This window comes from Clostridium sp. Marseille-P7770, from assembly GCF_902143525.1.
Lineage (GTDB): Bacteria > Bacillota > Clostridia > Lachnospirales > Lachnospiraceae > Pilosibacter.
In genome coordinates this window covers 18877-43629 of the sequence record NZ_CABFVC010000010.1, presented here as the reverse complement: position 1 = coordinate 43629, position 24753 = coordinate 18877, and the positions used below count along the sequence as shown (strand labels likewise).

The window sequence follows — 24753 nt, the reverse complement described above, 5'->3', positions numbered from 1 at the left end:
TTGTCTCTGTTATTTATTTACCACCGTGTATCTCACGGCTGGCATAGTTTAAACTATTGTATCCGATAGAACATCTATGCTGTTGGCATATTCAAGAGGCGAAACATTTTACGCCCACCAACGTTTTTTACGCTTAATGCGGCTCCAAGAGCACCAAGGGCTGTTGGAAGAGTACCGAGCTTATCTACAAGAGCAGTAGCACCGGATACAAGATCTGTTAATAATGAAATTCCAGTTTTAACTGTGTCTGTATCGATTACAGTTGCCCAGAATTCTTGGCATCGATTGGTGAGTTTCTGAATACGACCATCGACACTTTCGAGTTGTTTGTTAAGTTCTTCAAGAGCAGAACCGTTTGCTTCCTGAGATGATTTTAAAACCTCTTCAAGCTGTTTGGGATCCTGTAAAATTGCAGATGCAATATTCGAACGGTTCTTACCGGCCAGCTCTTCAATTAAAGCCATAGCATGGTTTGTACCAAGTTTTTTGTCTTGTTCTTGAATCTCTTTATATACTTTTGCAATTCCTAAAAGAATTTCATAGGTATTTTTATAATTTCCGTTATCATCAAGGATGTCAAACCCTTTGTACTGGTTCGATGCAACTGCGGTATAATCCTTAATGATTTGTTGTTTTTTGGAATTTGTTGCCTTTACAAAGGCATCAACTTCCTCGTTCATTGCGGATAATTCTTCTTCGGCTTCAGATGTACCAACCAATCTTAAAGAAATCGTGCGGAGACCTGCCGCGACACTATCTGCGTCCTGAATCGTTGCATTCGCCGTAGTCACAAGGGCCGCAGCTTCATCGATTGTGTTTCCCATAAGAGAAAGGGTAGCTGAAGACCTTTGAAGAGCAGATGCTAACTCATCAGTCGAGATCGCATAATTGTTGCCTACTTCATTGAGCTTATCGACTATGGTTAATTTGTCCAGATCTTTATAAGCCTGAGACATAGACACAAGAGACTTCGTTGCATCTTCAATGTTATCAAATTCAGATACATTTAAAAGGATATTTGCATCCTTCGCAGCCTCTTTTGCATCCTCCAATGAGAGACCCAATCTCATCCAGTCAGCCGTGGAGTTTTGTATTTGAAGAGCAGTCGTTCCAACAGCATTCGCAATATTAAAACTTTCCTCTTGGAAACTCTTTAAAGATGTTACTGACTCATCAGATACCTTACGCATTTCTGTCATAGCGGTATCTAATTCACGTACAGTGTTTACACCTTCACCAATATATCTTACAAAGTCATTAAAACCAAAATATGTACCGAGCTGGCCGACAAAACCATAAAATGCCTTGTCCTTAAGAACATCTAAAAAACTCCGTCCTTCTTGTCCTGCTTCTCGGATCTGGGACTGTAACCGGATGAACTGAGCAGTAAGATCACTTACGTTCGCATTCGGTCCCTGATCCTCTAACTGTTTTTGCAGAGCTTTCAGCTGAATCTTGAATTCCTTCGCCATTCCAGAGTTCTTTTGAAGATATTCTCCAATTTTACTATACAGTTTCTCTCTGGATAGGTCAGTAGACCCTTTTTCAGCAGCCGACAGTGTTTTAAAGGAAGTTTCAGAATCTTTGAGTTTCTTCCTGAGGTCATCAAACTGCTTTAACTGTGCGGCAGAAACGTAATCCTGTTTACTTACTGTCGCCTGAAGGGTACGAAGTTCCTCTAATTCTGCCTTGTATTTATCCATCATCGCAGAATAATCAGAAGAACGCATACCATCTACCGGTTTACCGGTTTTGATTTTATTCGCAGTGTCATTAATGACTTTCTGCATCTCAGTAGTGGCTTCTTTCAGTTGAGATTTTTGTTCATTAATGGCCTGTACCATCGAATCGCTGATTGAATTGGAAACTTTTTTGTCGAGAAGTTCATCGACTTTCTTTTTATATTCATCAATGGAAATGCTTCCCTTGTCGAGAGATTTGTTAAGCTTCTCAATTTGGCTTTCGATTTTAGGAAACATCTGATCAAAACGACTTGACCCAATTTCGGTATCGCCGAAAGAACCGCGAAGCGATTGTAGCCGTGTCTGTGTATTAGACTTAGAGATATTTTTTTCTTGCTGTTCGCCTTCTTTTAATAGGCGTTCTCTTTCTGCAATATAATCGGCTTCCGCGAGACGCATTTTATCAACGGCGTCCTGCCGAGCCTTAACTTCCTCTCGTGCCGCCTGTTCTGCTTGTAATTTTCCTTCATTTAGCAGTTTCTCGCGTTCATTGAGGTAGTTAGCCTCATCAATCTGCATTTTCTCAACAACAGCTTGTCTTTCCGCAGCTTCCTGTTTGGAGATTTCTTCAACTTGTTGTTCGCCCTCTTTTAAAAGTCGCTCACGTTCATTAACATAGTCAGCTTCTTCAAGCCGCATTTGATTAAGAACTTTTTCTCTCTCAGCGGCCTCTTGACTTGCGACATTTTCAGCCTGTTTTGCACCCTCGTCTAAAAGTCGTTCTCTTTCTGCAAGGTAATTAGCTTCATCGATCTGCATTTGAGTAACTATGTTTTGACGAACTTTGAGTTCTTCTTGGGCAGCTTCCTCGGCCTGGTGTTTTCCCTCGTTCAACAATTTTTCGCGCTCATCAAGATAATTCGCTTCAACAAGTCGCATTTCATCAACAGCCTTTTGCCGTTCAATAGTCTCTTGATTTGCAACCTCTTCAGCCTGTTTCTTACCCTCGTTTAAAAGACGTTCCCGCTCGTTAATGTAGTCAGACTCATCGAGTTGCATTTTTTCAACAATGGCCTTCCTTTCAGAAGCCTCTTGTTCCGCAACTTGTTCCGCTTGTTTTTTTCCTTCGTTTAGAAGTCGTTCTTTTTCTGCAACATAATTGGCCTCTGCAATCCGCATTTGATCAACAGCTTCTTGTCGAGCTTTTACTTCCTCTTGATTTTCCGCTTTGGCATTAAAAGCGACTTCATTGGCTTTTAGTATTTGTGGAGTGCTACTTTCTCCAAGATCAACAGTAGTTCCACTTTTTAATCTTGCATTATAAGATACATCGTAACTGCCATCTTTATTTTTTTTAGAAATCTTAACAAGCTTCTCAATCTGATCTCTATATTGTTCTAAGTATTTGAACTTCGCAACAATCTCATCGAAGCCTTCTGTGTTCGGTGTGAAGTCCACCTGCTTTGCGGCTTCGGCTTCTTTCTTTACAGCATCAGCAGAAGATTCGGCACTCTGTTTTACCTTCTTATTTACATCGACAAATTCTTGCTTTGCCTGAGACGCCTTATTAAAACTTTTCCCCGCTTCATCAGCAGCCTTGCCTTCTCCTTCAATAGAAACCTTAGAGTCTTCTGCAGAGGCTCCTGCGGCGTCAGGAGAGGTATTTTTTGGTGTTGAAATATTCGTTTTAGGAGATGCTTTTAACAGTGTCTCTAACTGTTTTTGTAGGTCTGCAATTTCAGATTTTGCTTCATCAAGAGATTGCGACAAACTATCAGTAATGCCTTTAAAATAATCATTGCTACCAGCGAGCCGTTGGTTTTCAGCTTGTAAGTTCTCAAGTTCTTTTCTGAGTTTAAAAATTACATTAGTGCTCTCAAGTGCAGACTCTCTAAAATGCTCAAGCTCTTCACCACCTACACGGAATCCCTCATTCCAAGCTTCGGCAATATCATTATCCGTATGCATTTTTTCCATACTTGATTTAAGATCGGAAATTTGTTTTTTTAAATCATTAACTTGAGAAAATGTTTTATCAAGGTTTAAAATAGAGTCGATTTTTATACCATCGTTGACCATTTTGATGATACTAATTAGGACATCTTTAATTGCTTCAATAGAAGAAAGTTGCTGAGTTAATTCTTTCCCATTTAGCTCAATTTTTACATTTTTAAAATCCCCTTGAATAGCGGAAATTTTCTTAATCACATCTTTATCTGAAACATCAAACTGAATCTCAATTCTATTTCCATCGGCACTTTTCTGAACTTGGCCCATAGTGCCGTTATAATTCTTTATAAACTCAGCTAAACCGGATTCATAATCGAACCCAATTTTAATAATATCTGAATTATTCGCCATTTATTTTCACGTCCTTTCACTCAAATAGATAATCTTTTTCGATACTCATCTTTAAGATCATCGTGGTATTTGTGTAACTCGTTATAAAAAGAAAAACTTGCCGGTTCTCCATACCCGCCATGATAATTACCACCATGCCATGTGCCAGCAGGATTATAGATATATGTGCTCATAAATCCCCATGGTGTAATTGGAGTTCCACTAACGCCAGGATAGCTTTCCATCGGTCCTGGGATCTTCACACCGCCAAAATAAACAGAACCATTTTTCAGATATTTTTCATAACCACCATAGAGGTTATAGGTTCTTTTGTAATGCCAGCGGTAGTCAAATTTAATCGGATCGGAGTAGTACCAGTCCACAAGCCGTTCTGTGAAATCTGTTAATTTCTGTGAAGCTTCTTTCGCCAGACTATTTGCTTTTGCCTTTCCGAGCTGTTTTAATCTTTTTTGCGCTTCTTTACTAAGTGCCATAAATAACCTCCTGATTTTTTACATAAAAATACCCCTCATACATTTGACCGCATGAGAGGTTGCAAATTTCGACATTTTAAGTGTATAATAATATTGTTCAGCCTTCCGCCCTATGCACTTGGACCCGTGGGGGATCACGGGAGTGAATATGGTAATGTCAGGTACGCATGACACGCCATCGAAGGTCTATGGCTCTTGCGCCAGAAAGGAGTATATAAATGGCGACGTTCGTCTTTATCGTCATTATATTACTAATGGTCGGTCTTCCGATTTGTCTTTATGTACGACACCACCGTATGAAAGACTTAGAAGTAAAGATTGGCTTTTTAAAAATCCATTGTTCCTTTTTTAAGGACTAACGGCACAAGAGGGAAAAATTATGAAAGACATAAAATGGGTGTTCGTGCCAAACCAGGTACGACGCCCATTTTATTTTCCGTTTGAAACTCGAATTTTATATACTGTCTTTAATTGCAATATCTTCTTCTTAAAACTTCTTTATATTCTTCAAACCATTCGGCAACATATCCAACATCTGTGGCAATTTCTGTACCATCATTGCAATAGTATCTTATTGAATTTGATTTATTGAATTCATCTTCAATTGTCGTGATTAGTTCCTCGATAAGATCCTTGTTATTCATATTATCTCGCTTTATTTTAGGATTTTCAGCTTCGAACCGGCAGCCACAATTTTCGCAAGCTTGTTGATATGTTCCTCGTCCAGCTCTCCAAGCTGGTCTGCAAGTTTCTCAAGAAATGGATTCAGTGTTACTCCAATAAGAGTCCCAAAACGTTCCACTTGATCACTTACAAACTTCTGTGGTGAATCATAATAGGAAAGCGTATCTGATACCTTCATATCAATAATACGGGAAAATTCTGCACGTTCATCTTCTGGAATTGATGCAAGAATATATTCAAGAATTCCGGAGGATCTGAGCAGATCATATTCCTCATAAAATCCTTCGGTTTCTACTGTTAAGTTCGTATACTGCTCCACAATGATGCGATAGAAGAGAAGTGTTCTTCCAACAGAATCATTTTTAACTCTGCCGGTTTTCTCTCTAATCACTTTTCCATCGAGATCTTTCTTCTCGATAGTTTCAAAACATGTAGTGCGTACAAGACTCTCTGCCAACGCTACTTTTAAATTAAAAGGAATATATCTTTTTACTTCAAGATAATCCTTTAAACAATCTTTCTTTACTTTTTCTGTTGCACAGTTTTCATATTTTTCCACAAACGCTTTAATTCCAATTTTTTCCATTTAATCCTTTTTCTCCTTTTCGTCGTAACAGATAATATCAATTTCTGTTCTCGGATTTTCTTTGTCATATCCTGTTTTAAGTGTTAATGATCTTAAGTGTTTTCCGTCATCATCTACGATAAAACCTGATTCGGTAAACGAATCCAAGATAAATTTTGGAACGGTATTATCGCAATCTATTCTCCGCTTTGTAGGCATATATGTAGTAAAGGTTGCATCGAACTCATTCAATTTCTTTCCATTTAACCCTAAGTCATTTATCCAGAAAACCACAAAATCCTTCCACTTTTGTTTTAATTGATTCATTTGAATCCTTGGAAGAATAATCCATGTGTTTAAACTTGGGTGATAACTATGCTCGATAGGCTTCTTTCTGGCACGAGGATGGCTCTTAAAATAATAAGTGTTGTACTTGTCAACAACACTCTGATCCAACACTAAATGGTATTTTTGCACTTACTCACTCTTTTCCATCTTATCTTCAGTAATCGTTGCGGTAGAATCCTTTTCAAGATACTGTTTGAATACCTGATGAAGACCCGTACTTGCCAAACCGGAAATGAGACCAGACAGTACAACCTCCGGAGTAAGCATCCATCCCTGGATCCAGGCTGCGATGACAACGCCAAGTAAAGCGCAAATAGTCGGAATGTATTTATTATCTACGTCCTTTACCCACTTCTTTAAAACAAAACCTACGCATAAGCAAATGCCAACTACTACCGGCATCATATAATTCTGTAAAAAATCCATAATAATTTACCTCTATTTCAAATCATAACTGCACCACTTTTTATAAACTTCAGTGGTATCAGCTTTTAGAAAAATCATTGCCAAAATAATATTGCCCGTCTCTCCGTCAACACTTGTATACAAGTCGATTGGGAACACACCATTCTTTATATATAACAAGTATTGTTTTGGATTAACTATTCTTACAACCTCGTGATAATCATAATTTCGAGATTTTAAATTAGTTTCAATCAATAATCCGCTCAATCCTTTCCGTCGTAAAAAATAGGGAATACAACATCAAACAGTAATGTTATATTCCCTAAATATTTGGAATTAAAAAATCACTGTTCAACATCGTTAAGTTCCTTTTTGGAAAATCTAAAAGCTTTAATTTTCTTAGAATCCGATAAATTGTCAGACTCAACATTATTCTCTTTTTTCATCTCTTCTTTTTCAAGAGACGATTTAATTTTCTTGAATGTTTCTCTGTAGCTGCCTACTAATGATTCATCATCAAGTTTTAATTTATCAAGTTTATCTTTCGCATCATTCGCAGAAATCTCATTATTCTCATATAAGGACATTGTTTCATAAATGTTTTTACACTCTTCGGAGCAAAAAGTGAACAACCATAATGGCTTATCCTTATCTTTTCCACATTTCGGACAAAAAGAATACTGTTTTCTACATACCACACAGGTTCTATAATCTTTCAATTGGACCTCCTAAAATAACCGTGGGACAATTCCTCATCCCACGGCCAAAATCGATTATTAAACGTCTTCCTCTTCGTCGATGTAGTAGATCTCAACCATAGTCTGGTTAACAGAACATGTATCTGTGAGGATTGCGCCTGTGTAGTCCATTGTCTGAGAGTCGCCACCCTGAAGAGCAATAGTAACCTCTGGACTCGGCATAAAGGACGGAATATGAATAACCGCTGCCTTGTAGTTTTCTGTATCACACTTATCAACAACAATGGCTTTGAAGAATAACTCGTGTGCCTTCGGATACTTATTGCCGGAAATAGTAATCTTTGCACCGCTCTTTACAGTCTTGTTATATCTAACGATATACTGAACTTCCTCTGCATCTGTCGGTGGAGTAAGAGTATGAGACTCCTTGTCAACCTTAAATTCACTTGCGGACTCGCTTGTGCCAAGAGTATACTCCTTGCCCATAGATCCCTTTACTGAGAGTGCATTTACAACAACGGATCCTTCTACATAGTCCTCAATGTCGAGTGTTTTTCCAGCTTCGACAGTCGTGAAAATTGGCATAACAATACCTTTTTCTGCCGTTGCGATCTCGGCGTCTGTTGCAGAAATTGCCTCAAGCACTGCAAGGTTTAAGAATGCGTTTGTAGCTGTAACTGTACCCTGTTTACCAGAATACTTTCTATATACGAGATTGCCGTCCTTGTCTGTGATATCTGTAGAATCAGCTGTAATCTCAATGGATGCTTCTGAAAGCTGTGTTAAAGCGTAAAGTGGCTTACCTTTGGATGTAGCACCATAGCCAAACTGTAGTCTATCGACGATAACGTCACCTAACTTAAATGCCATTTTAAGTCCTCCTTATTGGTTTATTTAAATAAAAAGAACGGCATTACGCCGCTCTAAGTTTTCGTTTTCTATTCACTTCTCATGAAGTTAAACAGTTCTTTGTCGATCTTGCTCGTGTCGCAGAATCCGGAATAACTTCCAGACAATAAAGCACGAGTTTGTTCATAAATTTGGACACGTTTCACCGCATCATAGAACTGATATATTTTTACTTGCCTTAATTCGTCCAATCTATATTTGAAGCCAGGATGATTTATCATTGCTGAAATCACCGGCAGCAAACTGGACTTATATTGTTTGTTGGGATCTTCTGCGGCAAGTTTCATCTGATCCTCTTGAATCATCCACGCCCTAACTGTCTTCCCTTTTGCTTTTTCTACCTTTGGATGCATGTTCATAAATGTTCTTATGTATTCTGCAATTTCCATATATTCGTCCTCTGTGATCAGATCCTTAGTCCTTTTGTTAAAAAGTCCAAAGATTTTCTCGCCATCGTCCCCCGCATATGAAATTAGCTTATATTCCGTTATATCCGTATCAGGGAAAACAATTTTTAATGGGGAAAAATCTGTAGTGGGTATATTGGACAGCAAACCAAAGACTTCGATGTCTTTTACCTTGCACCAGTTTTTAATACCCATGTTCCAGAGAGAGAGTCGAATAGAAGTGGAGTTATTTGTAAAAGGAGAGAGCGCGGAATAGATCTTGGATTCGCCAATATCAATAATGTCACCAATTGTTGGCTGGCAAATTTTAATACCATGAACAAAATAATCCTCGCCGAAGAATAGCTTTAGCTCGTCAAAATGATATTTGTCTTCTTTTGAGGAATTTTTTGAAGCTTGCTCCTGAATAACCGCCGCTTGAAGTTTATCTAATGTTTCGGAAGAATTCATTGGATCACCTTCTTAACTGATAGTTATTCATAGATGGCTTTCCTCCATGCGGAGTATTAACCAGACCATTTGTATCAACAAGCTGGAAGACGAGGGTTCGAACGGTATAATGATTGTCCGCAATAGATTCTTTTGAAGAAATTAAATGCGTCTGCATACCAAAAATATTCGACCAATTAAAGCGTTCTCTAAGAATAGAGGCAATTAGGTCATGGCGCGGGATGCCAGTTAATTTATCAATAGTATCATTTTCATGAATGAAAATTGTAAAAGTAATTTGTGTGTACTTTTGCGCCGTCGTATATCTCGGTAACTCATCAAAAGATACCTGATAGCAAACATAATTTTTGACTTCGGTTTGTGTATCTGGAATAAATAAATAAGGGCGAATATTTGCTGTTTCACCAAAATATTTACTCCATTCTCCAAGAGGTTCGTATTGTTTTATTTTCTCATTATATTCCCAATTGATATTACCATTTCCATCAAAAAGTTCCGGTTCAAGATCCTTTTGATGGATTGCATACAAAAGGCATGGATTTAGCAACAAAGCATTTTTGATTTTTTGCTTGTATTGAATGTTTTCATCATCAGGGGCATCCCTATATATGCGAAGCTTTGCAAGCAAATCATCCCTTTTTCTTAAATTCTCTTCCATATAAAGTGCTCCCTATTCTGAAATTTCTAATTGCAACGATTCTGTTTTAATGGATGTACCGTCCTTTGTAATAGTGCATCCAATACATAAAATTCTTCCTAATTGAGAAGAGTCGTTTGGATAGCGTAACTTCGCCTGATTAAATAAAGAACCATTTCGCCAGGAGACTTTATCAGTCCAATTGTCTGTCTCAACATAACATGTCCATTCGAATGTTGCGTCGGAGAAATTAGATGTAATGTCTTCGCCTGAATTATTGAAAATTGTAACGGTAAGCGTTTTGTATCCGCCACCAATTTTAATTACAGGAGATGACGCAGAAATCTTTGCAGAAATAGGAGAGGCAGGAGATGGGTTGTTGGGATCTGACGGCTCAACTATATTAGAATAATAGTCCGCCCACATTCCAATAATTTCGCCATTGTCATCATACTCAATATAATCTTTATACGGGTCCCAGTAGTTCTGATAAAAGGTGAGAGTCTGAATGCCAAGCGGTATCATATTTTCAACCTTTGTTAATTTCCATACAACAGGATGCTTTGTTTTTGCAGAAACGACAATACGCATATTTTTGTCGTCTTCATTAGTATACCAAAGACTTTCTGTAATTGGATTTAACGGAAGCAATGCTTTGGACTGGTTGTCCGGTCGGGTCATATACCGGTCGGTGTAGGTTCCAATTGTATCAAAATGTTACTTTATTAAGTCGTTAATTTAATAAAGATAAAATTACAAAATTATGCTGCTGTATATTCCATGAATCTGTCATATTTTCGTTGTAAAAATAGATCTGCATCTTCGTACATCCAATTTAATAATTTAATGGACGACGAACCGGTTAATGCTAAAACTTTAGTTATACCATTATGACATGACGCATCATAAATACCACAGTAAATACCTAATTTATTTTCAATAATTTCTTTAAGCTTTTTACAAAAAGAGTCTGTTGAAGTAAAAGTTAGTCGAATGGATTTATTGTTTTTGTTTTTTACATATTGATAAATACTACCGTCTCCATCAAAATAACCTCTAACAAAATGAGAATATAAATATTCTGGAATATTCGGAAATTCTAATGTAAGACTCTTATTTCTCACAACTCCTAATTTTGTCAATGAGTCGCAAATATGTGTACTATACATATTAAATGTACACATATTGTTATATGTATAATTGTTGTCATTTCTTTTTGACTGATCAATTATTCTAAGTGGCTGATCGCTATCCATTTCTTTACGAATCTTTTCAAGCAAATCTTTATCGCTTTCCTGTAAAGAAATAAAAGCAGTGTGCTTTGGCGGAAAATTACATCCATCCGCGCACATAAGACCTAAAACATATGCTTTATTTGGTGTATCAATACAATCAAAATAAGATTCATTTAAATGATATATTCTAATACCATTGTTAACTCGTTTTATATTAAATTCATCTAATATACGACATATTTTGTTGTAATTACAACCCATTATTTTTCCGATTTTAGGCGTTGATAATTTGTCTTCGACATATAATTTTACAATATTTTCTTTTTGCTCTTTTGTAAAAACAATTTCATTATAATTAGGCACACCGTTTTTCATTGCTGTTCCTCCTAAAAATAGCAATATTAAAAAGACGGTAATTTGTTTATTAGGAGTAAACAAAAATGGTTTGCAACCCACTGTCCCGTCTTAATTATCATTTTCTGTTTGTAATTTTATTTTCTCTGACTTTCGTCAGATGTTCAGAGCACATCAATACCATATCTTTCGATTTAGGTAGTTTCCATTAACCCACTTGGGTACTTGCTCGTTGAACCTTCCTCTATTCGAGGCTTGGCTGCTGATTTTCCATTGTAACGACACTTAGCACGTTGATGTGGTCAACGCTTTTATTTCAGCATATGCCATCCATTTGATTTTTTCTGCTTTCGCGACATTCGCACTTAGGTTTATTTCATCCTTATGCTGTAGTTCAAATGGCTTTAGGTTGATAGCTTATTACGGCTATCTTGTTCCAGCAATTAAGAAACTTTTCGACACACTGTTTCCAGTATGAAGCGCATACAATATACGACTTCTGACTCCTATTAACACCCCACATTTTCCGCTTGTTGATTGCGTCGCCGTCCTTTTCTATCCACATAAATTGATATGTAATAGGCAAGATTAGGTATTTTGGGAATTGATTTGCTATTTCTTTGTCACAGATTAACCATTTTCGATAGATACCTTTGTCATCTGGTATATCCAACATCATTCCAATTGGAAATTCAGTTCCGTATCGTTGCCGGTATTCAGTTTCGAAATAATAAAGCTCATCGCCTTCCTTAAATTCGAGTTTTTGAGATGGCTTGAATTGACAATAAAACTCAGGTTGATCCTGATCGAGCGCAGAGTGATTTTTTACGATAAGCTTAATGTCAATGCGCGCCTTTGTGGTGTTTTTATATGTCATATGATCTTTGATTTGTGGCTGATCATCATGCATATAATCATAAATGTAAGCAACTTTACTCTGAACATCGTTATCCCAAGTGTATTCCATCGCCCAGTCCGCATTTTCTTTATGAATCTCACCAATTGTTTTCGCACCATTTGTAATTATGGCAGATGCACGTTTAGAAGTTGATAGACTTGGCATCTCCATCCACCTCCTCGAACATCATCTTAAGATAACCATGTGCATCAAGAATCAGTTTTCTAAATCTCCAAAATCTATATTCGTTTTTTTGTTTTAAAACTTCCTCATAAGCGGCCTCAAGCGTAGACATAAAAGCTACCATTTGTTCTGGCTCGCCCATAAGAGTGTTTAATGCTCCATACCGCACAAGCAGATTTCTAAAGTATTTGAAAAAATCTTCATCATTTTCAAAAATTGTATCTTCAGTGTTTCTGTCCTTATAAAGCAGTAATTTATGGATTTCTCCATGCATAATAGACACAGCAACATCAATTTGATGGTCTGCAAACTTACCATATAGATAATCCATAATCAGCCCTCCTGTTCAAGATAGGAGTTATGGATATATCCATGATCTCGGATCATTTTGTTAAATTCCAATTTAAGGTTATTCAAACGCTCAGTCATACTATCGTGGCCATCCAAGATTTTCTTTTCCTGACTCGTTCCGGCAAAAAATGCAGTATATATCCTGGAATCCACTTGTGGCTGTAACCATTCAATCTCCATACCAAGAGAAAGCAGTCTTACGACAAATCGTATATCTGCTCCGTCACTTACAGGATGATTTAAAGTGAATTCCATTCTCTGAACTTCATCATCCATTTCAAGCGTCGAAAACATATTTTCAACACGAACATCGCCAACAACTCGATTGAGACGTTCTGTATAAATCTCGGTCAAATCATCAGTAGACAAAGATAACTCTTTTGGATCGGTATAAAGCCCACGAGCGGCAGAAAATATTTTTTCATAGGAGAGTGTCATAGAGCACCTCCTTATTAATTAACCTTTAAAAGTAATTCGGTTCCAAAAAGCTCATCTAATACTTTAAGCCTATTTACGGAATCCAGCGTTCCTTCATCTACCATTGTCGCTGCAATTGTCTTAAGAGCATCCTGCGCCCCAAGTGGAAGAGTAGGAATAAGCTTTTTCATCTGCGCCGGTGTCATCTTAATAATGCTCTTTAAATCAGCAGCAGTATGAAGAGTAGAATAAACTTCATCAAGTTCTGGATGAAGTGCAAGGAAATCTGTATTTTGAACAATATACCGTGGTTTATACATCATTGCATCCTTGCTTCGTGCTGCATAGTCAAGATCACGGAATTCAATTTCAACAATATCATCCATATCAGCAAAGGTATATAAAGTCTGACTCTTTGCACCCTTCACGAACATTTCACCTGGAGTAATAGATAAACATTCAATGGTTTCCTCTGGCTGAAATTTCTTTTTTTCTGTTTTAAGTTCGGTTGGTGTAGTTGTGACAGATTCTGCATCTGTTTTCACTGCACTTTTTTTAGTATAAGTCATTATTGATAATTCTCCTTTTAATCAGAAATCTCCTCGTGTAAATTAACACACGAGGAGAATAAAGTGGTCTAATATTAAGTAAAGCTCCAGAAGCCGAAATATCTTGGTAACATAACAGCCGTACCAAACTCTCTCTGTACTTCATATGTCTGGAAGTCATCGGAAAGATCACCCTTCTGCTGACCGTCTTCAATAATTTCAGTTTCACCTTTATCTGTAAACCATACGAACTGCTCCTGGTTTTTCGCAAAGATAAGAAGCTTGTCATTTGGAATAAGTTTCTTTGTTACGTCGTTAAGAGCAAAACGCTGTGGAATCTCAATAAGTTCTGTGCCTTCGTAGAAACCAAGTCTACCAGTGTTGGCAACAGACTCCTTCTGAGAATCACTTCTCCAATCAACCTCGCAAAGAGCATTAAGCTTTTTAAGGGCTGTCTTAGTTCCCATAATTACAACTTCCGCGCCATTTGCCATACCAACGTCTTCAAGAAGTGTGTCAAACTGCTCTTTTGTATCAGCACTCAGAGCGCCTGTCTTCTTGAACTGAGACTTATTTGGAAGCTTGTCTGCTGCATCAAATACACCTGCAAAACAAAGTTCCATAACCTTGTATACGAAGGCTTCTGCAATTTTATCGGTAAGTTCAGTAAAATCTACTCTGCCAAGAAGAATAAGATCAATATCAGAGCCGACTTTCATACCGTACTTGCGAGTATGAAGCTTAGTGGATGTACCCTCATTTAAGTGCTGGTATGTCATGTTATGATGATCCCCGCTGATTTCGGCAACAACAAACATGATCTTGTCTTTTGTCCAATACTCTTCATCATCTCCGAGAGCAATGTTTCTCATATCAACATAATTTTTGAACCATTCGTTCTCACGGAAACCGGTTTCTACCTTGAAGTCAACATCTGATTCAATAAGTTCGAACACTTCTGGAGCGTGTTTCTTTAATGCTCTCTTACGAGTCTTGGCGGACTTAAGGTCCTCTTCTGTAAGATCACATACCTCCATAAGAATTTTTCTAACAGCCTTATTAGCTTCCTTATTAGAAATTTTACGCTGATTACCGTCTTCATCATATTCATAGATGTCGTTTCCATGGTTGAGATCATATGTAAGCTTCTTAAAATTCTTGTATTTATCTTCGTCTGCAAAAACAGTTCTTAAATGTTCTGTAGAAAATCTAATCATTGTACCATTCACTCCTTTCAATTACGCTGTGATTTTAAGCTTTCCGTTTTCAATAGCTTCAATAGTTGCCCCCTTTTTAGGTGTTCCGCTAAAACCATCATCGGAGAGATAAAAACGATCTAATGCATGTAAGATATATCCACGAACTGCGCCATCTTCTGGATCGTTGTAGAAATTAGCAATAGATGTTAATTTTCTCGGAGACTCTTCGTTAATTAATGGTTTCTGATAAATAAGGGCTGTGAGATCATCCGGTACGGATGTAACAACTACAAGCCATGTGCCATCAGCCGCCTGATCAAAAATGTAAGCACCAATAGTAGTAGCTGCCTCTGTTGCGTAAAGATCAAGAGAATCCATCTTTCCAACCTTTACAATTCTTCCGTTATCTGTGTCCTCTGTAATTTTTAAAGACACGTTGTATTCGCCATACTTCTGAGCAAGTAAACCACCCAGTTTGCACACCGTATGCTTGTCTACGCTGTATTTAATAGCCATGTGTTTTTCCTCCTTTTTAAAACAAAAAAAGAACGCTTAATGCGTCCAATAATTAATAAAATATTTTTAGTTATCAAAGAGAGATCCATATCTCTTTTTTGGTTTTGATTTACTATTCATGTTTCCAAATAATTTAATGCCGCTTGGTTTATTTTCCTTTGCGGAAAATTCTCCAACAGATGCTACATAATCTGCAAAAATAACTTTTGCCTCTTTCTCAAGATCAGTGAGAGAGTAGTTGTCCATATTTTTCTTTAATTCTGAAAATGCTTCATTCTCAGCTAATACGGAATACTTTTCGTCTGCAAGAATTGCTTCACGTTGATCGTGAAGTTCATTCTTTTCGGCAGTCTCTTTAAACTCCTTAAGAGCAGCGTAATTGGAACGCATGGACTGTAATTCAGCAAATTCTGAATCAGTTAAAAGTTCTCTATGCAGATTATATCTTTCGCCATCAAAAGCTACATTATCGCCATCTTTGGTATATTTCTGACCGAAGATTTTGTCTCCATTCCAATTTTCATAAGTAAAGTAATCGTCAAAGACAGAGTTAATAAAATACCATTCGCCCTCGGCGTCTTCGTAGCTGGATAAAAGCTGATAAAGTGCATATTTTGTATCTTCATGAGAAATCTCATATGTACGAGTCATTTTTTCAAATGTCTGTCCTTCTCCGTCGGTATTTCCTTCTGGATCGGAATTACCACCATTATTACCTTCGCCAGATGGCTCATTACCATTGTCAGTTCCAGTATTGTCATTTTCAAACATTTCCGCAAATTTTGCTTCTAATTCTTCATCAGATAAGTTTTCGTATTCGAAAGTAATATCTTCAACTGTTTTGTTATATTTTTTTAAAAGTTCTTCAAACATTTTTCCTGTATTTCCTCCTTTCTGAGTGTTTTTATCATCACTGAAATTTGCAAGTAGTTTATTCATGTTTTCCAGTAATTTAATAATTTTTTCATCTTTATCAAATTTCGCACAACCTTCATCAACACTAAAATCTTCAATTTTAAAGTTTGAACCGGCCATGCCTGGTTTTGTATTAGCTGAAAGAAGTGTCAGACCTGATACATAAAAATCGTCTAATACAAGTGTTTTTGAAGACGTGTCAAAACTCATTGATCGAATAGCAAGCTCCACAGAACAATCGACTGTTCCGCGTCTATTTAGAATATCAATAGCATCCTGACAGTATTCGTTGTATAAAAAACCATGTAATACTGCGCGGTTTACTTTTGCATCCTTATCGTATTCGATTGTGGTCTTTGAACCATCAATAACTCCAATAGGACGCTCATCATAAACTACTTTATCCTTTTCGACTATATTGCCGTTTTCATCTGATTCAGTGACTTTTTCAATATGAAAATCATGAGAACCAAAATCAAGTTCTCCTGTTTCTTCATCCTTTTTTATATTTGCTAAAATTGGACGAAGATGAGATGATGGAACATTATCCTTAAATGCTTTTGTTTTGATTTGAGACTTGTTCAGGTTCACATGGTCATGAAACGCTTTGCTTACAAAGGGTGTCATACCCTCTGTGAGTTTATCTTGATCATCATCTGATTTCGAAAAACTGCCCAGCATTTGAACTAATAATTCTTTTCCAGATTCATTACTGTCGAATTTTACAAAATTTTCTTTTAGACAAGATGAATATAATTCATCAATTGTCATTATTTTTCGATCCATTTTTGTCGTTTTCCTCCTTTCCTTGCATAATAAAAGCCGCCCAGGAGGACGACTAAAATGTCAGTATATTGGAATACTGTACTTTATAATTTTTATCATCAAAACGGAGCGTATGGTCATTTAAAAATGTTGCTACATCTCCATCTTTATGAAGCAATTTATATCCTTGAGACAGAAGAGTAGTAATAGTCTCCTGATCTGAAGTTTTTAGGAAGTTATAAGTCATTCGCACCTCCTGTTATTTATTGTTTTTATCCTGATCCCTGGTGGCCAGCCCTTCGTCTGACAATTCTGAATCCGGCTTCTTCTGCCCCCCAGCTTGTCCGTTTCCTGATTGAGTGTAAGATGTACTTAGTGGTTTAAGTTTTGAACTAAGCTGTAAACAATCCTCTTCAAGATAAATCATTGCTAAAGTATCCAGTTCTGATATTCCATTCAGGCTATTTAAAAGAAGCTTATCTGACATTCCATTTTGACATGATTTAAGAATCGATTCCCTGTAATCATCTTTTTGGTATATTGAGACTTCTAAAAATGTCACTGTACACGGATTTGTTACCCAACATGAAAGTAGCCTATTCATAATATTTTGAATTTGTGGAATTAGTGTTGAAATAGAAAACATAGAATCCGCAAGAACACCGTATTTGAATGCTGTAGAATTAGAGGCTGAATTTAGATTAAGAATCTGTGCTCCACCGGCGGTGTTTAAAATTTCCTTGGTTGCCTTTTCAATTTTTGTAACATCGGAACTGGAATCATCTGGGAAACTAATTTCATGCAGTTCACCAGGAACAATGGCTGCAGAGATATACGGGGGAAGAGCATCGTCCAGCATACGATTAAAATACTTAATCATAATGTCTGGGTTTACAGCCCAATCGTCCACATCGTTTCCGAGAGTTTTCATTTCAAGCCATATCATTTTATAAATTGATGCAGCTTCTTGTACAGCCTGATAATCAGCCATATCCAAGAGATCAATTACAGATAAAAAGATTGGCGTGAGAACCGGAACAACAGTTTCCCAATCCTCAGATCGAAATTTAATACATACACCATATTCCTCTGGTAATACTTGATATTTTTCACCGGTACTTTGGCTTGTGTTATACATGCTTTGAAATGGTTCACCCCAATATTCCAAAAGTTCTTGTCTACTTCTGAAATAAGACATATCCATCGCTGGAGCGTAATCGCCTTTGGAGTACCATCCTGCAATTTTCATATAGTCAGGATCAAGTGGGAGAATAAACATTCCTTCACCTTCGGTATAATAGCAGCAACCATAAAATACATCTTCGCGTAAAGAAATAGATGCGGCTTTTCTGAATTCGTAATTAAGATTTAGAGTTTTTAGAACAACAAGTGTGTCTTGTAAACTTTTTAGAGTTGACTGAACGTCATTGTTACCAAGTATATCAAAATTTGGAGCTACGTATCGAATGGAAAGATCGATCTGATTTGCATAATATTTACAGAGACGATAATAGATTTCTGATCTATAATATAGATAACGAGATAAGCTACGTAAATTCTTTTCGTTAGAAGAAATGCTTTGAATATAACTCTTTACATCTTCCTTTGAATAGTTATTAATGGTAGTATATCTCGTGGATTTTTGAATGTCACGAAGACTTGTAATTGCGCTTGTGGCATCTTCGTAGCGTTCTAATTTTGTTTTATTTTTCTCATACCACTCGCGCATTTGATTCGCAGTTGGCTGTTTCTTTGCGGCAGTGGAAGAAGTGTTTTTTGTAGTAGGTGCATTAGCACCTGCCGTTGTCTTTTTTGTTCTGGGCATTAATGCACCTCCTTAGTTATAACGAGCTTTGCGGATAGTGAGAGAGTTGACAAAATCAGACGCATCAGATTGCGGACGTTTACGCTGTGTGATATTTTTTCTACGTTCGCACATCAAGGCGAAGGAGGCCATACAGCATGTGTAAGATCTGTCGTCGTGGAGTTTATTTGCCTTCTCTGGCGTGAGTTCAAAAGAGTCTTTTCCAGAATCTCTCTTTTTTCTCACCATGTTTACAAGCTCTTCCTTTAGCGCGTCCATGTTCGCCAAAGCAATCTTATCTTGCCAATCAAGTTTTATCATTTTTGTCTTAACAGATTGAATATCATCCATTTTTTCAGAAAGCTTTTTTTCAAATTCTTTCTCGTTAAGATTTTCATTTTTTAGTTCTTTGGAAATGCGATCTCGCTCTTTTTTTAAAAGATCTTCATCAACATCGAACACGGTCAAATAATCTTTGTTATCATATGAAGCAGTAAAACTGATTTTATCCTGATTCATCAATTCAATCATGGCTTCATACATTTCTGATTTATAAGCAGATGGCGACATTAAATGAACTTTGTCAACAGCATTTGGAAACTTTTTTACATATTCTTCCGAATACTCTTTATCAATCAATCCTCTATGAACAATACCTGCTGCGTCGGTCCAATCCGGCATCAAATAGTCCGCGATATTTACTCCGCCACCCCCTGATCCTGCGTCTATATATATTCCAACAATATTTCCATAAGCATCAGCACCGGCATTATAATCTAAAATAACCTTTTTAAGATATTCTATTTGGTCTGGTGTTTGCATTGGAGATTTGATTTTCTTTCCAACGTCTATTAGGTTAATACAATTAACCAAACGCATACGTGTATCAAGACTCCCATCAACTTGTTCAAAATCATAAATTTCTCCGACAAGAATTACAGAATTATCTCTGCTTCTGGCTGGATCATATGTAATAACAAATTTTTTATCACCGGTATCGTTATATAAAAGCGGTTTCCGAACTTCCTCATTTCTGGTAATAACACCGCGTTTTATGATCGCATCGTTGCCAGCGTCAGTACTGAATTGGCAATAATATTCACGCCTTGCCTTCTCTGGATTCGTCCTCATTTCTGTCTCAACCGTGCTGCGAGATAGAAGAGGAGTGACCAGTTCGCCTTTTAATGTGGGTTTAAACGCTTGCTCACAATCGATGTGTAAAACGCAATAATCAGGATCCCCCATAATTTGTCGTTTTGCAAAGTCTCTATATAAGCGCCAAAACTGTGTGTCAGTTGATGATGCAGAACTTATATAAAATTTTTGATAAGAGAGATCTCGTGGGATACATCTTTGTCTAATTGGGTCAATAGAATTACCATTTGCATCCTTACCGGTTTTCAGGCTTCTGTTCACAGCTGCAAACGCTCCGTAAACATTCATCATTTCATCAGATAAGAACCCGCTCTCATCAAATAGAACGGAACCACGACTACCTCTTTTTGCATCTATATTACTGTTTAAAGTCTTCGTCATTGCACCGTTATAACAAGAATAGGAAAAGCCATTTGACGAATGAGAAAATCCATCACCGGCGGCATTTTTTATCTCGATTTCATTTTTAAAAATAGATCCTGTTGAACCGTAAAAGGTATCTATACTATCGTTTGCAAGGCGTTCAAGAGTAGTGAAAGTCTGTTCTGCCTGTCCGCCGGTTCCACTTGCAATATATGTCCATACGTTGCAAAAACACATATCTTTTGCCATGATCTCAAGATCAATTACGGTACTCTTACCATAACCACGAGTACATACTGCAAGAACATTTGGGCAAATCCAACTACGTTCTACTAACAATGATTGCCCGTCAAGAAGTTCTATATTAAAAAATAAATCTATTGCTCGTACTGGATTGCACTGTAAATACTTTTGAATATTGGCAATTTGAATATAAGAATCGATTTTCCTTGAAGAAATTGAATACCCGTGAGGTTTTACATAAATGCCATATTGATCATAAACATCTTTATCGTAATTTAATAACTCCTGAGAATAGTAGTTTAAAATTATCTGTTTACTGTTTGTCATCAGATTCCTCCTTTTTGGAAGAATCGTCCGTATCGCCAAATACGGAATATAAGTCTTTAAGATTTTTTAGCTGAGATTCATCAAGTAAGTTTTCTTCCTTTAACGTATCTCTTAAATCCAAATTTTCTCGAAGAAGTATTCTGTTAATTTCCTGATACGCATCTTTTTCTCTTCGGAGAGTAGTATTTGTTTTTCGCATTTCTGCAACCATATCAGACCATTCTGATTCGTCTAATGCCAGTTGCTTCATAATAGATGCGTCGCTAATTTCTTGTACTTGGCGCATACCTCTGCACGTATCGATATCAAATCCATTGACTTCGCTTTCGCGTAGATTAAGACCTTTAATTCTCTTGATCTTTCCTGTCCAAGTATTTTCGCCTTTTTTAGCATTCTTATTATATCTAAGAGATATACAACTATCTTGAGCCAGAGATGTAATCACTGAAGAAATTTTATTTTTACTGTCTTGAAGAGATTTTATTGTTGCTGAATTTCGTTCAATGTTAGAAACGTCAGACATAAGTTTTGCAATTGCATCATCCAGCTTCGATTGTTGCAAAAAACCTCTGACGACGGAAATTGCAGAAGCTGTTCTCATCATATCTTCGTTTGCATCCTCACTTGCGTCAAGAAGACCTAATAGTTGAGAATAAAGAAATGGCTGATCAGATACATCTTCTTTTTCAAATGGATCGTAATTGAGTAACTTAATAACATCTGTTTTATTTTTTGTAAAGTCATCATGTAAAACAATTTCTTTATGAGTATTTTCAGGTTTGGAAATATCTTCAGACGTACCTGGAATAAGCCCGTCACTATCAAAGTAAGTTCTCCCATTATATTGTCCCATAGAGATTTGACGAATATAAGCATTCCATACATTTGATTTCATTTTTCCAGATGCTAAGTTTTGAACTTCTTCAATGCTGGAATCCCAAACACTTTCGAGAAATGGCTTATTTAAATACCTCAATGCTAAACGTACTGAGTCTTTATCAGGCTCATGCTCAATACCCTTTTTATCAACTTTTAAAGCAATTTTACGAGCGCAATCTTTGCAAATTGGGGTTAACCCACTTTTACTCATCGGATCTGTTGTCATATAAAAATTGTCTCGTGCTTTATGTTTATCACATAAATAGCACCAGGCTCCATTTTTGAGTTTTTCTAATTTGTCTTCTAAGTTAGTAACTTTTATTTTTAACTGAGATGCTGTCATTTTGACAGGCTCTTTTTGTTCGGCTGCCAATGGCAGTCACCTCCTTTTGATCAAAAAAAATAGAAGCCAAATATAAGAAGGCTTCTATTTATTCATATTCCCATATATAATTATACAAAGGCTTATTTATGAAATTTCCAACATATGCTTGCGTACAAAAATGTCTTATAGAAGAAAATTTATAGTTGCTATTTTTTAACTCTTCTTGACTCCAAGTTTTCACAAGATTTTTAAATTTATCAAATTGATTTACTTTATATGTAGCTGTTTTAATTCGTATGTTTCGCAAGTAGTCCTCTGTTAATTTAAAATTGTCATTCTCGTACAAAAATATTTTACCTTTAATTGATCTTCTTGTATGGTTTAAAATACAAGTAAGGCTCTTATAGATGACCGACCTTTCACCAAATTCATACATAATATCTACAGCATTATTCCAAATTTTTACTACATTTCCATACAAATCATATTCTACAATTTTAGGTCTTGGTGTAATATGCTTTTCTATATAAGTCTCGATATCAAAAGATTCATCGTGATATGTGTTTTCATATATCCATATGTATCCATGACATTGATATTGATCTCCCTCTGGTTTGAGGCAATTCATAATACCGCTTATTGGTATATTTAATTCTCTGGCGGCATAAGAAGCGCTTCTCCATCTCTCTACAAGTTCACCGGATAAATTCAACTGTAAAACAGGTCTTGGGTTTCGCAATTTTGATAAGAATAATTTCTTCTCATTGCTCCAAGCATATCCATGTATTCCTTGTCCTCCGGCTGTTAAATTATAACCAAAATTCGGATCTATACTTTTATAAAGATCTATCCAATATGTTTCGCGATTATCAATTTCATCAACCGTACATTCTTCAATTACTTCAAATATAAAATTAGATTCTCCATATTTGTTCCATGCACTTTGAAGATGAGAATTACAATGTCTATTGCCATTAAGTTCATTTTTATGATTGTACCATCGAGTGATAATATCAATACTTTGCCCAATATAAATTTTATTGTTAACAATATTTTGAATTTTGTAAATTCCAATCATCTATCAGTTCTCCATTCTCTCCATATCTATGACAGAAGAAGAGGGAAGCGGCTGGATATGGAGTACAACCATTCATAGAGTTTGCAATTCTCTATTATTTCCCTCTTTAAATTAGTCATATTCCTTTAACAGAATTCAGCGATATTGCAATGACCATATATTTATTCTCTTTTGAGAACATATTTTAATAAAACGACAGCGGTAGGTCTCGATCCCACATATCCTTCCGGACGCCCGCTTTCAAGGCGGGAGCATTTGCCAATTCTGCCACGCTGCCAATAAAATAGGAGAGCAGCGTAAAACCACTCTCCATTGAAATCATTATTTCCTACTGTTTAACACGTCTTACTTTTCCATCGCGGAATTCAAGACCTGTTGCTGGCCCAGTGCATTCAACCGGATCAACGATGTTTCCATCCTCGTCCTCGCACCAACCCTTTGCGATACAGAGCTTTCTATCACCGGCATTCCACCAAAGACCTGTTTCTGGTCCCGTGTACTCTGCGATAAGATCAATAGCCTCATCAGAATCTGCACCGGAAGCGTCGATAGCAGCATTAATTTCAGCAGTATACTTTTCGATATCTTTTACGTTTAACATAATGATTTTCCTCCTTATATATGTGATCACAAATTACGCGGTCGTCCCGCAAGATGCGTCGGGAGTGAGATTCGAACTCACGCGGCTGTTACACCCTAATCGCTTAGCAAGCGATCCCCTTAAGCCCCTTGGGTATCCCGACAAGTGCTGTCTTTCCAGCTGTCAGGCCGCCCAGCAGCCAGTCCTAAGTAAAGGTTCGCATTGACGCAGCGAAGCACGAATGGGAGAGTAACTGAATGAAAGTGTTAGATAAATTTAGACAACAAAAAAGCAACCAGCATAAACTGATTGCTTGAATGTTCGATATGTACTTTAAAGATTATCTATGATGTCTTCGAGATCAAAATCAGAATTCTCAATGAACTCCATTAATTCTGAAAATACATCCGGTTTCATTGTTCCGATGACCGTATAAGATAATTTGTCTTTCGCAAAATAATATAACTGATCCGCTTTAACATATCCGGATTTGTTATTATGCGGATTCGTTTCGGTATCACTACTGTCAATCGGAAAGTTACCAGGATATTTTAATTTTCGTTCGCGTTGTGCATCGCTCTTGAAAGAAGATAGAACATTAGCGATAAAGTCATACGTAAGCCCCTGAATTTCCCCATTTTCATCGCTGATAACTACAAATGAATGTTGGGATAAATCTTGACCACGATCTTTATATTTCTGAACTAAAATAATATCACCGATTTGACACATAATGAATTCCTTGCTTATCTATCTGTATTTTTTGAGAACCGTCATAGACAGAACTCCTAAGTTCTAATGGAGTAACATCACTCAGAGCTTGCTTGGTTGGAACAATTGTGTGTTTCCGAGAGCGCAACTTTGACATATCTAATTTTTTATATGTGTTCTGCATAACATCACCTCCATAGTATTCTCTTTGATATATTATATCACAGAGGATAAGTGAGTGCAAGGTCGTTTTGAGATAAATTGTATAGACAATTATTAGAATTGACT

At 36.8% G+C, this 24753-nt stretch carries 25 protein-coding genes and 2 tRNA genes; all 27 read right to left on the bottom strand.

The features are described from left to right. Window positions 1-74 precede the first annotated feature (74 nt). A complete protein-coding gene (locus FN001_RS17020) occupies window positions 75-4043 on the bottom strand; it encodes a phage tail tape measure protein (RefSeq protein WP_142412638.1) in 3969 nt (1322 codons plus the stop codon). A 20-nt stretch (window positions 4044-4063) separates the two neighbouring features. Beyond that, window positions 4064-4516 (bottom strand): hypothetical protein, encoded by a 453-nt coding sequence (locus tag FN001_RS17015; RefSeq protein WP_142412637.1) that lies wholly within the window; start codon window positions 4514-4516, stop codon window positions 4064-4066. Between the two features lie 467 nt (window positions 4517-4983). Next, window positions 4984-5160, bottom strand: coding sequence for a hypothetical protein (locus FN001_RS18245; RefSeq protein ID WP_185911976.1), 177 nt, complete (start codon window positions 5158-5160; stop codon window positions 4984-4986). 11 nt (window positions 5161-5171) lie between these two features. After that, window positions 5172-5786 (bottom strand): hypothetical protein, encoded by a 615-nt coding sequence (locus tag FN001_RS17010; protein ID WP_142412636.1) that lies wholly within the window; start codon window positions 5784-5786, stop codon window positions 5172-5174. Beyond that, window positions 5787-6242, bottom strand: coding sequence for a RusA family crossover junction endodeoxyribonuclease (locus FN001_RS17005; protein ID WP_142412635.1), 456 nt, complete (start codon window positions 6240-6242; stop codon window positions 5787-5789). It abuts the gene before it with no gap. Continuing rightward, window positions 6243-6539 (bottom strand): phage holin family protein, encoded by a 297-nt coding sequence (locus FN001_RS17000; RefSeq protein ID WP_185911975.1) that lies wholly within the window; start codon window positions 6537-6539, stop codon window positions 6243-6245. A gap of 323 nt (window positions 6540-6862) precedes the next feature. Continuing rightward, complete coding sequence (locus tag FN001_RS16995) at window positions 6863-7237, bottom strand: hypothetical protein (RefSeq protein WP_142412633.1); 375 nt, start codon at window positions 7235-7237, stop codon at window positions 6863-6865. Between the two features lie 57 nt (window positions 7238-7294). Continuing rightward, window positions 7295-8086, bottom strand: coding sequence for a hypothetical protein (locus FN001_RS16990; protein WP_142412632.1), 792 nt, complete (start codon window positions 8084-8086; stop codon window positions 7295-7297). 68 nt (window positions 8087-8154) lie between these two features. After that, on the bottom strand, window positions 8155-8982 hold the full coding sequence (locus tag FN001_RS16985; protein ID WP_142412631.1) for a hypothetical protein: 828 nt from the start codon (window positions 8980-8982) through the stop codon (window positions 8155-8157). A 4-nt stretch (window positions 8983-8986) separates the two neighbouring features. Then, window positions 8987-9640 carry a hypothetical protein gene (locus tag FN001_RS16980; protein WP_142412630.1) on the bottom strand — a complete coding sequence of 218 codons (654 nt, stop codon included), beginning with the start codon at window positions 9638-9640 and terminating at the stop codon, window positions 8987-8989. A gap of 12 nt (window positions 9641-9652) precedes the next feature. Next, window positions 9653-10210 (bottom strand): hypothetical protein, encoded by a 558-nt coding sequence (locus FN001_RS16975; protein ID WP_142412629.1) that lies wholly within the window; start codon window positions 10208-10210, stop codon window positions 9653-9655. Window positions 10211-10380: 170 nt separating this feature from the next. After that, window positions 10381-11229 carry an LAGLIDADG family homing endonuclease gene (locus tag FN001_RS16970; RefSeq protein WP_142412628.1) on the bottom strand — a complete coding sequence of 283 codons (849 nt, stop codon included), beginning with the start codon at window positions 11227-11229 and terminating at the stop codon, window positions 10381-10383. Window positions 11230-11602: 373 nt separating this feature from the next. Continuing rightward, window positions 11603-12271 carry a hypothetical protein gene (locus FN001_RS16965; RefSeq protein WP_142412627.1) on the bottom strand — a complete coding sequence of 223 codons (669 nt, stop codon included), beginning with the start codon at window positions 12269-12271 and terminating at the stop codon, window positions 11603-11605. Further along, on the bottom strand, window positions 12249-12620 hold the full coding sequence (locus FN001_RS16960) for a hypothetical protein (RefSeq protein WP_142412626.1): 372 nt from the start codon (window positions 12618-12620) through the stop codon (window positions 12249-12251). Before FN001_RS16960 ends, FN001_RS16965 begins: the two co-directional genes overlap by 23 nt. 2 nt (window positions 12621-12622) lie before the next feature. Further along, window positions 12623-13078, bottom strand: a complete 456-nt coding sequence (locus tag FN001_RS16955) for a hypothetical protein (RefSeq protein WP_142412625.1) — start codon at window positions 13076-13078, stop codon at window positions 12623-12625. A 14-nt stretch (window positions 13079-13092) separates the two neighbouring features. Beyond that, the gene (locus FN001_RS16950; RefSeq protein WP_142412624.1) at window positions 13093-13626 is read right to left on the bottom strand and encodes a hypothetical protein; all 534 of its coding nucleotides are present in this window, start codon (window positions 13624-13626) and stop codon (window positions 13093-13095) included. A gap of 74 nt (window positions 13627-13700) precedes the next feature. Next, complete coding sequence (locus FN001_RS16945; RefSeq protein ID WP_142412623.1) at window positions 13701-14822, bottom strand: hypothetical protein; 1122 nt, start codon at window positions 14820-14822, stop codon at window positions 13701-13703. A 21-nt stretch (window positions 14823-14843) separates the two neighbouring features. Next, window positions 14844-15320, bottom strand: a complete 477-nt coding sequence (locus FN001_RS16940) for a hypothetical protein (RefSeq protein WP_142412622.1) — start codon at window positions 15318-15320, stop codon at window positions 14844-14846. A 66-nt stretch (window positions 15321-15386) separates the two neighbouring features. Further along, on the bottom strand, window positions 15387-17021 hold the full coding sequence (locus FN001_RS16935; protein ID WP_142412621.1) for a hypothetical protein: 1635 nt from the start codon (window positions 17019-17021) through the stop codon (window positions 15387-15389). A gap of 238 nt (window positions 17022-17259) precedes the next feature. Next, window positions 17260-18825 (bottom strand): hypothetical protein, encoded by a 1566-nt coding sequence (locus FN001_RS16930; protein WP_142412620.1) that lies wholly within the window; start codon window positions 18823-18825, stop codon window positions 17260-17262. Between the two features lie 12 nt (window positions 18826-18837). After that, window positions 18838-20892, bottom strand: a complete 2055-nt coding sequence (locus FN001_RS16925; RefSeq protein WP_142412619.1) for a hypothetical protein — start codon at window positions 20890-20892, stop codon at window positions 18838-18840. Beyond that, window positions 20879-22144, bottom strand: coding sequence for a hypothetical protein (locus FN001_RS16920; RefSeq protein WP_142412618.1), 1266 nt, complete (start codon window positions 22142-22144; stop codon window positions 20879-20881). The genes FN001_RS16925 and FN001_RS16920 overlap by 14 nt, the downstream gene beginning before the upstream one ends. 58 nt (window positions 22145-22202) lie before the next feature. Further along, on the bottom strand, window positions 22203-23174 hold the full coding sequence (locus FN001_RS16915; protein WP_142412617.1) for a GIY-YIG nuclease family protein: 972 nt from the start codon (window positions 23172-23174) through the stop codon (window positions 22203-22205). A 193-nt stretch (window positions 23175-23367) separates the two neighbouring features. Further along, window positions 23368-23451: transfer RNA gene (locus FN001_RS16910), tRNA-Ser, on the bottom strand. Window positions 23452-23502: 51 nt separating this feature from the next. Further along, the gene (locus tag FN001_RS16905; RefSeq protein WP_142412616.1) at window positions 23503-23775 is read right to left on the bottom strand and encodes a hypothetical protein; all 273 of its coding nucleotides are present in this window, start codon (window positions 23773-23775) and stop codon (window positions 23503-23505) included. Between the two features lie 56 nt (window positions 23776-23831). Further along, window positions 23832-23917: transfer RNA gene (locus FN001_RS16900), tRNA-Ser, on the bottom strand. Between the two features lie 170 nt (window positions 23918-24087). Beyond that, window positions 24088-24486 (bottom strand): type II toxin-antitoxin system PemK/MazF family toxin, encoded by a 399-nt coding sequence (locus FN001_RS16895; RefSeq protein WP_142412615.1) that lies wholly within the window; start codon window positions 24484-24486, stop codon window positions 24088-24090. Window positions 24487-24753 lie beyond the last annotated feature (267 nt).

What these genes read in the sequence shown, in the direction of transcription:
- FN001_RS17020 (WP_142412638.1), bottom strand. Translation starts at nt 4,043, where the DNA reads ATGGCGAATAATTCAGATATTATTAAAATTGGGTTCGATTATGAATCC.
- FN001_RS17015 (WP_142412637.1), bottom strand. Translation starts at nt 4,516, where the DNA reads ATGGCACTTAGTAAAGAAGCGCAAAAAAGATTAAAACAGCTCGGAAAG.
- FN001_RS18245 (WP_185911976.1), bottom strand. Translation starts at nt 5,160, where the DNA reads ATGAATAACAAGGATCTTATCGAGGAACTAATCACGACAATTGAAGAT.
- FN001_RS17010 (WP_142412636.1), bottom strand. Translation starts at nt 5,786, where the DNA reads ATGGAAAAAATTGGAATTAAAGCGTTTGTGGAAAAATATGAAAACTGT.
- FN001_RS17000 (WP_185911975.1), bottom strand. Translation starts at nt 6,539, where the DNA reads ATGGATTTTTTACAGAATTATATGATGCCGGTAGTAGTTGGCATTTGC.
- FN001_RS16990 (WP_142412632.1), bottom strand. Translation starts at nt 8,086, where the DNA reads ATGGCATTTAAGTTAGGTGACGTTATCGTCGATAGACTACAGTTTGGC.
- FN001_RS16985 (WP_142412631.1), bottom strand. Translation starts at nt 8,982, where the DNA reads ATGAATTCTTCCGAAACATTAGATAAACTTCAAGCGGCGGTTATTCAG.
- FN001_RS16980 (WP_142412630.1), bottom strand. Translation starts at nt 9,640, where the DNA reads ATGGAAGAGAATTTAAGAAAAAGGGATGATTTGCTTGCAAAGCTTCGC.
- FN001_RS16975 (WP_142412629.1), bottom strand. Translation starts at nt 10,210, where the DNA reads ATGCGTATTGTCGTTTCTGCAAAAACAAAGCATCCTGTTGTATGGAAA.
- FN001_RS16970 (WP_142412628.1), bottom strand. Translation starts at nt 11,229, where the DNA reads ATGAAAAACGGTGTGCCTAATTATAATGAAATTGTTTTTACAAAAGAG.
- FN001_RS16965 (WP_142412627.1), bottom strand. Translation starts at nt 12,271, where the DNA reads ATGCCAAGTCTATCAACTTCTAAACGTGCATCTGCCATAATTACAAAT.
- FN001_RS16960 (WP_142412626.1), bottom strand. Translation starts at nt 12,620, where the DNA reads ATGGATTATCTATATGGTAAGTTTGCAGACCATCAAATTGATGTTGCT.
- FN001_RS16955 (WP_142412625.1), bottom strand. Translation starts at nt 13,078, where the DNA reads ATGACACTCTCCTATGAAAAAATATTTTCTGCCGCTCGTGGGCTTTAT.
- FN001_RS16950 (WP_142412624.1), bottom strand. Translation starts at nt 13,626, where the DNA reads ATGACTTATACTAAAAAAAGTGCAGTGAAAACAGATGCAGAATCTGTC.
- FN001_RS16945 (WP_142412623.1), bottom strand. Translation starts at nt 14,822, where the DNA reads ATGATTAGATTTTCTACAGAACATTTAAGAACTGTTTTTGCAGACGAA.
- FN001_RS16940 (WP_142412622.1), bottom strand. Translation starts at nt 15,320, where the DNA reads ATGGCTATTAAATACAGCGTAGACAAGCATACGGTGTGCAAACTGGGT.
- FN001_RS16935 (WP_142412621.1), bottom strand. Translation starts at nt 17,021, where the DNA reads ATGGATCGAAAAATAATGACAATTGATGAATTATATTCATCTTGTCTA.
- FN001_RS16930 (WP_142412620.1), bottom strand. Translation starts at nt 18,825, where the DNA reads ATGCCCAGAACAAAAAAGACAACGGCAGGTGCTAATGCACCTACTACA.
- FN001_RS16925 (WP_142412619.1), bottom strand. Translation starts at nt 20,892, where the DNA reads ATGACAAACAGTAAACAGATAATTTTAAACTACTATTCTCAGGAGTTA.
- FN001_RS16915 (WP_142412617.1), bottom strand. Translation starts at nt 23,174, where the DNA reads ATGATTGGAATTTACAAAATTCAAAATATTGTTAACAATAAAATTTAT.
- FN001_RS16905 (WP_142412616.1), bottom strand. Translation starts at nt 23,775, where the DNA reads ATGTTAAACGTAAAAGATATCGAAAAGTATACTGCTGAAATTAATGCT.
- FN001_RS16895 (WP_142412615.1), bottom strand. Translation starts at nt 24,486, where the DNA reads ATGTGTCAAATCGGTGATATTATTTTAGTTCAGAAATATAAAGATCGT.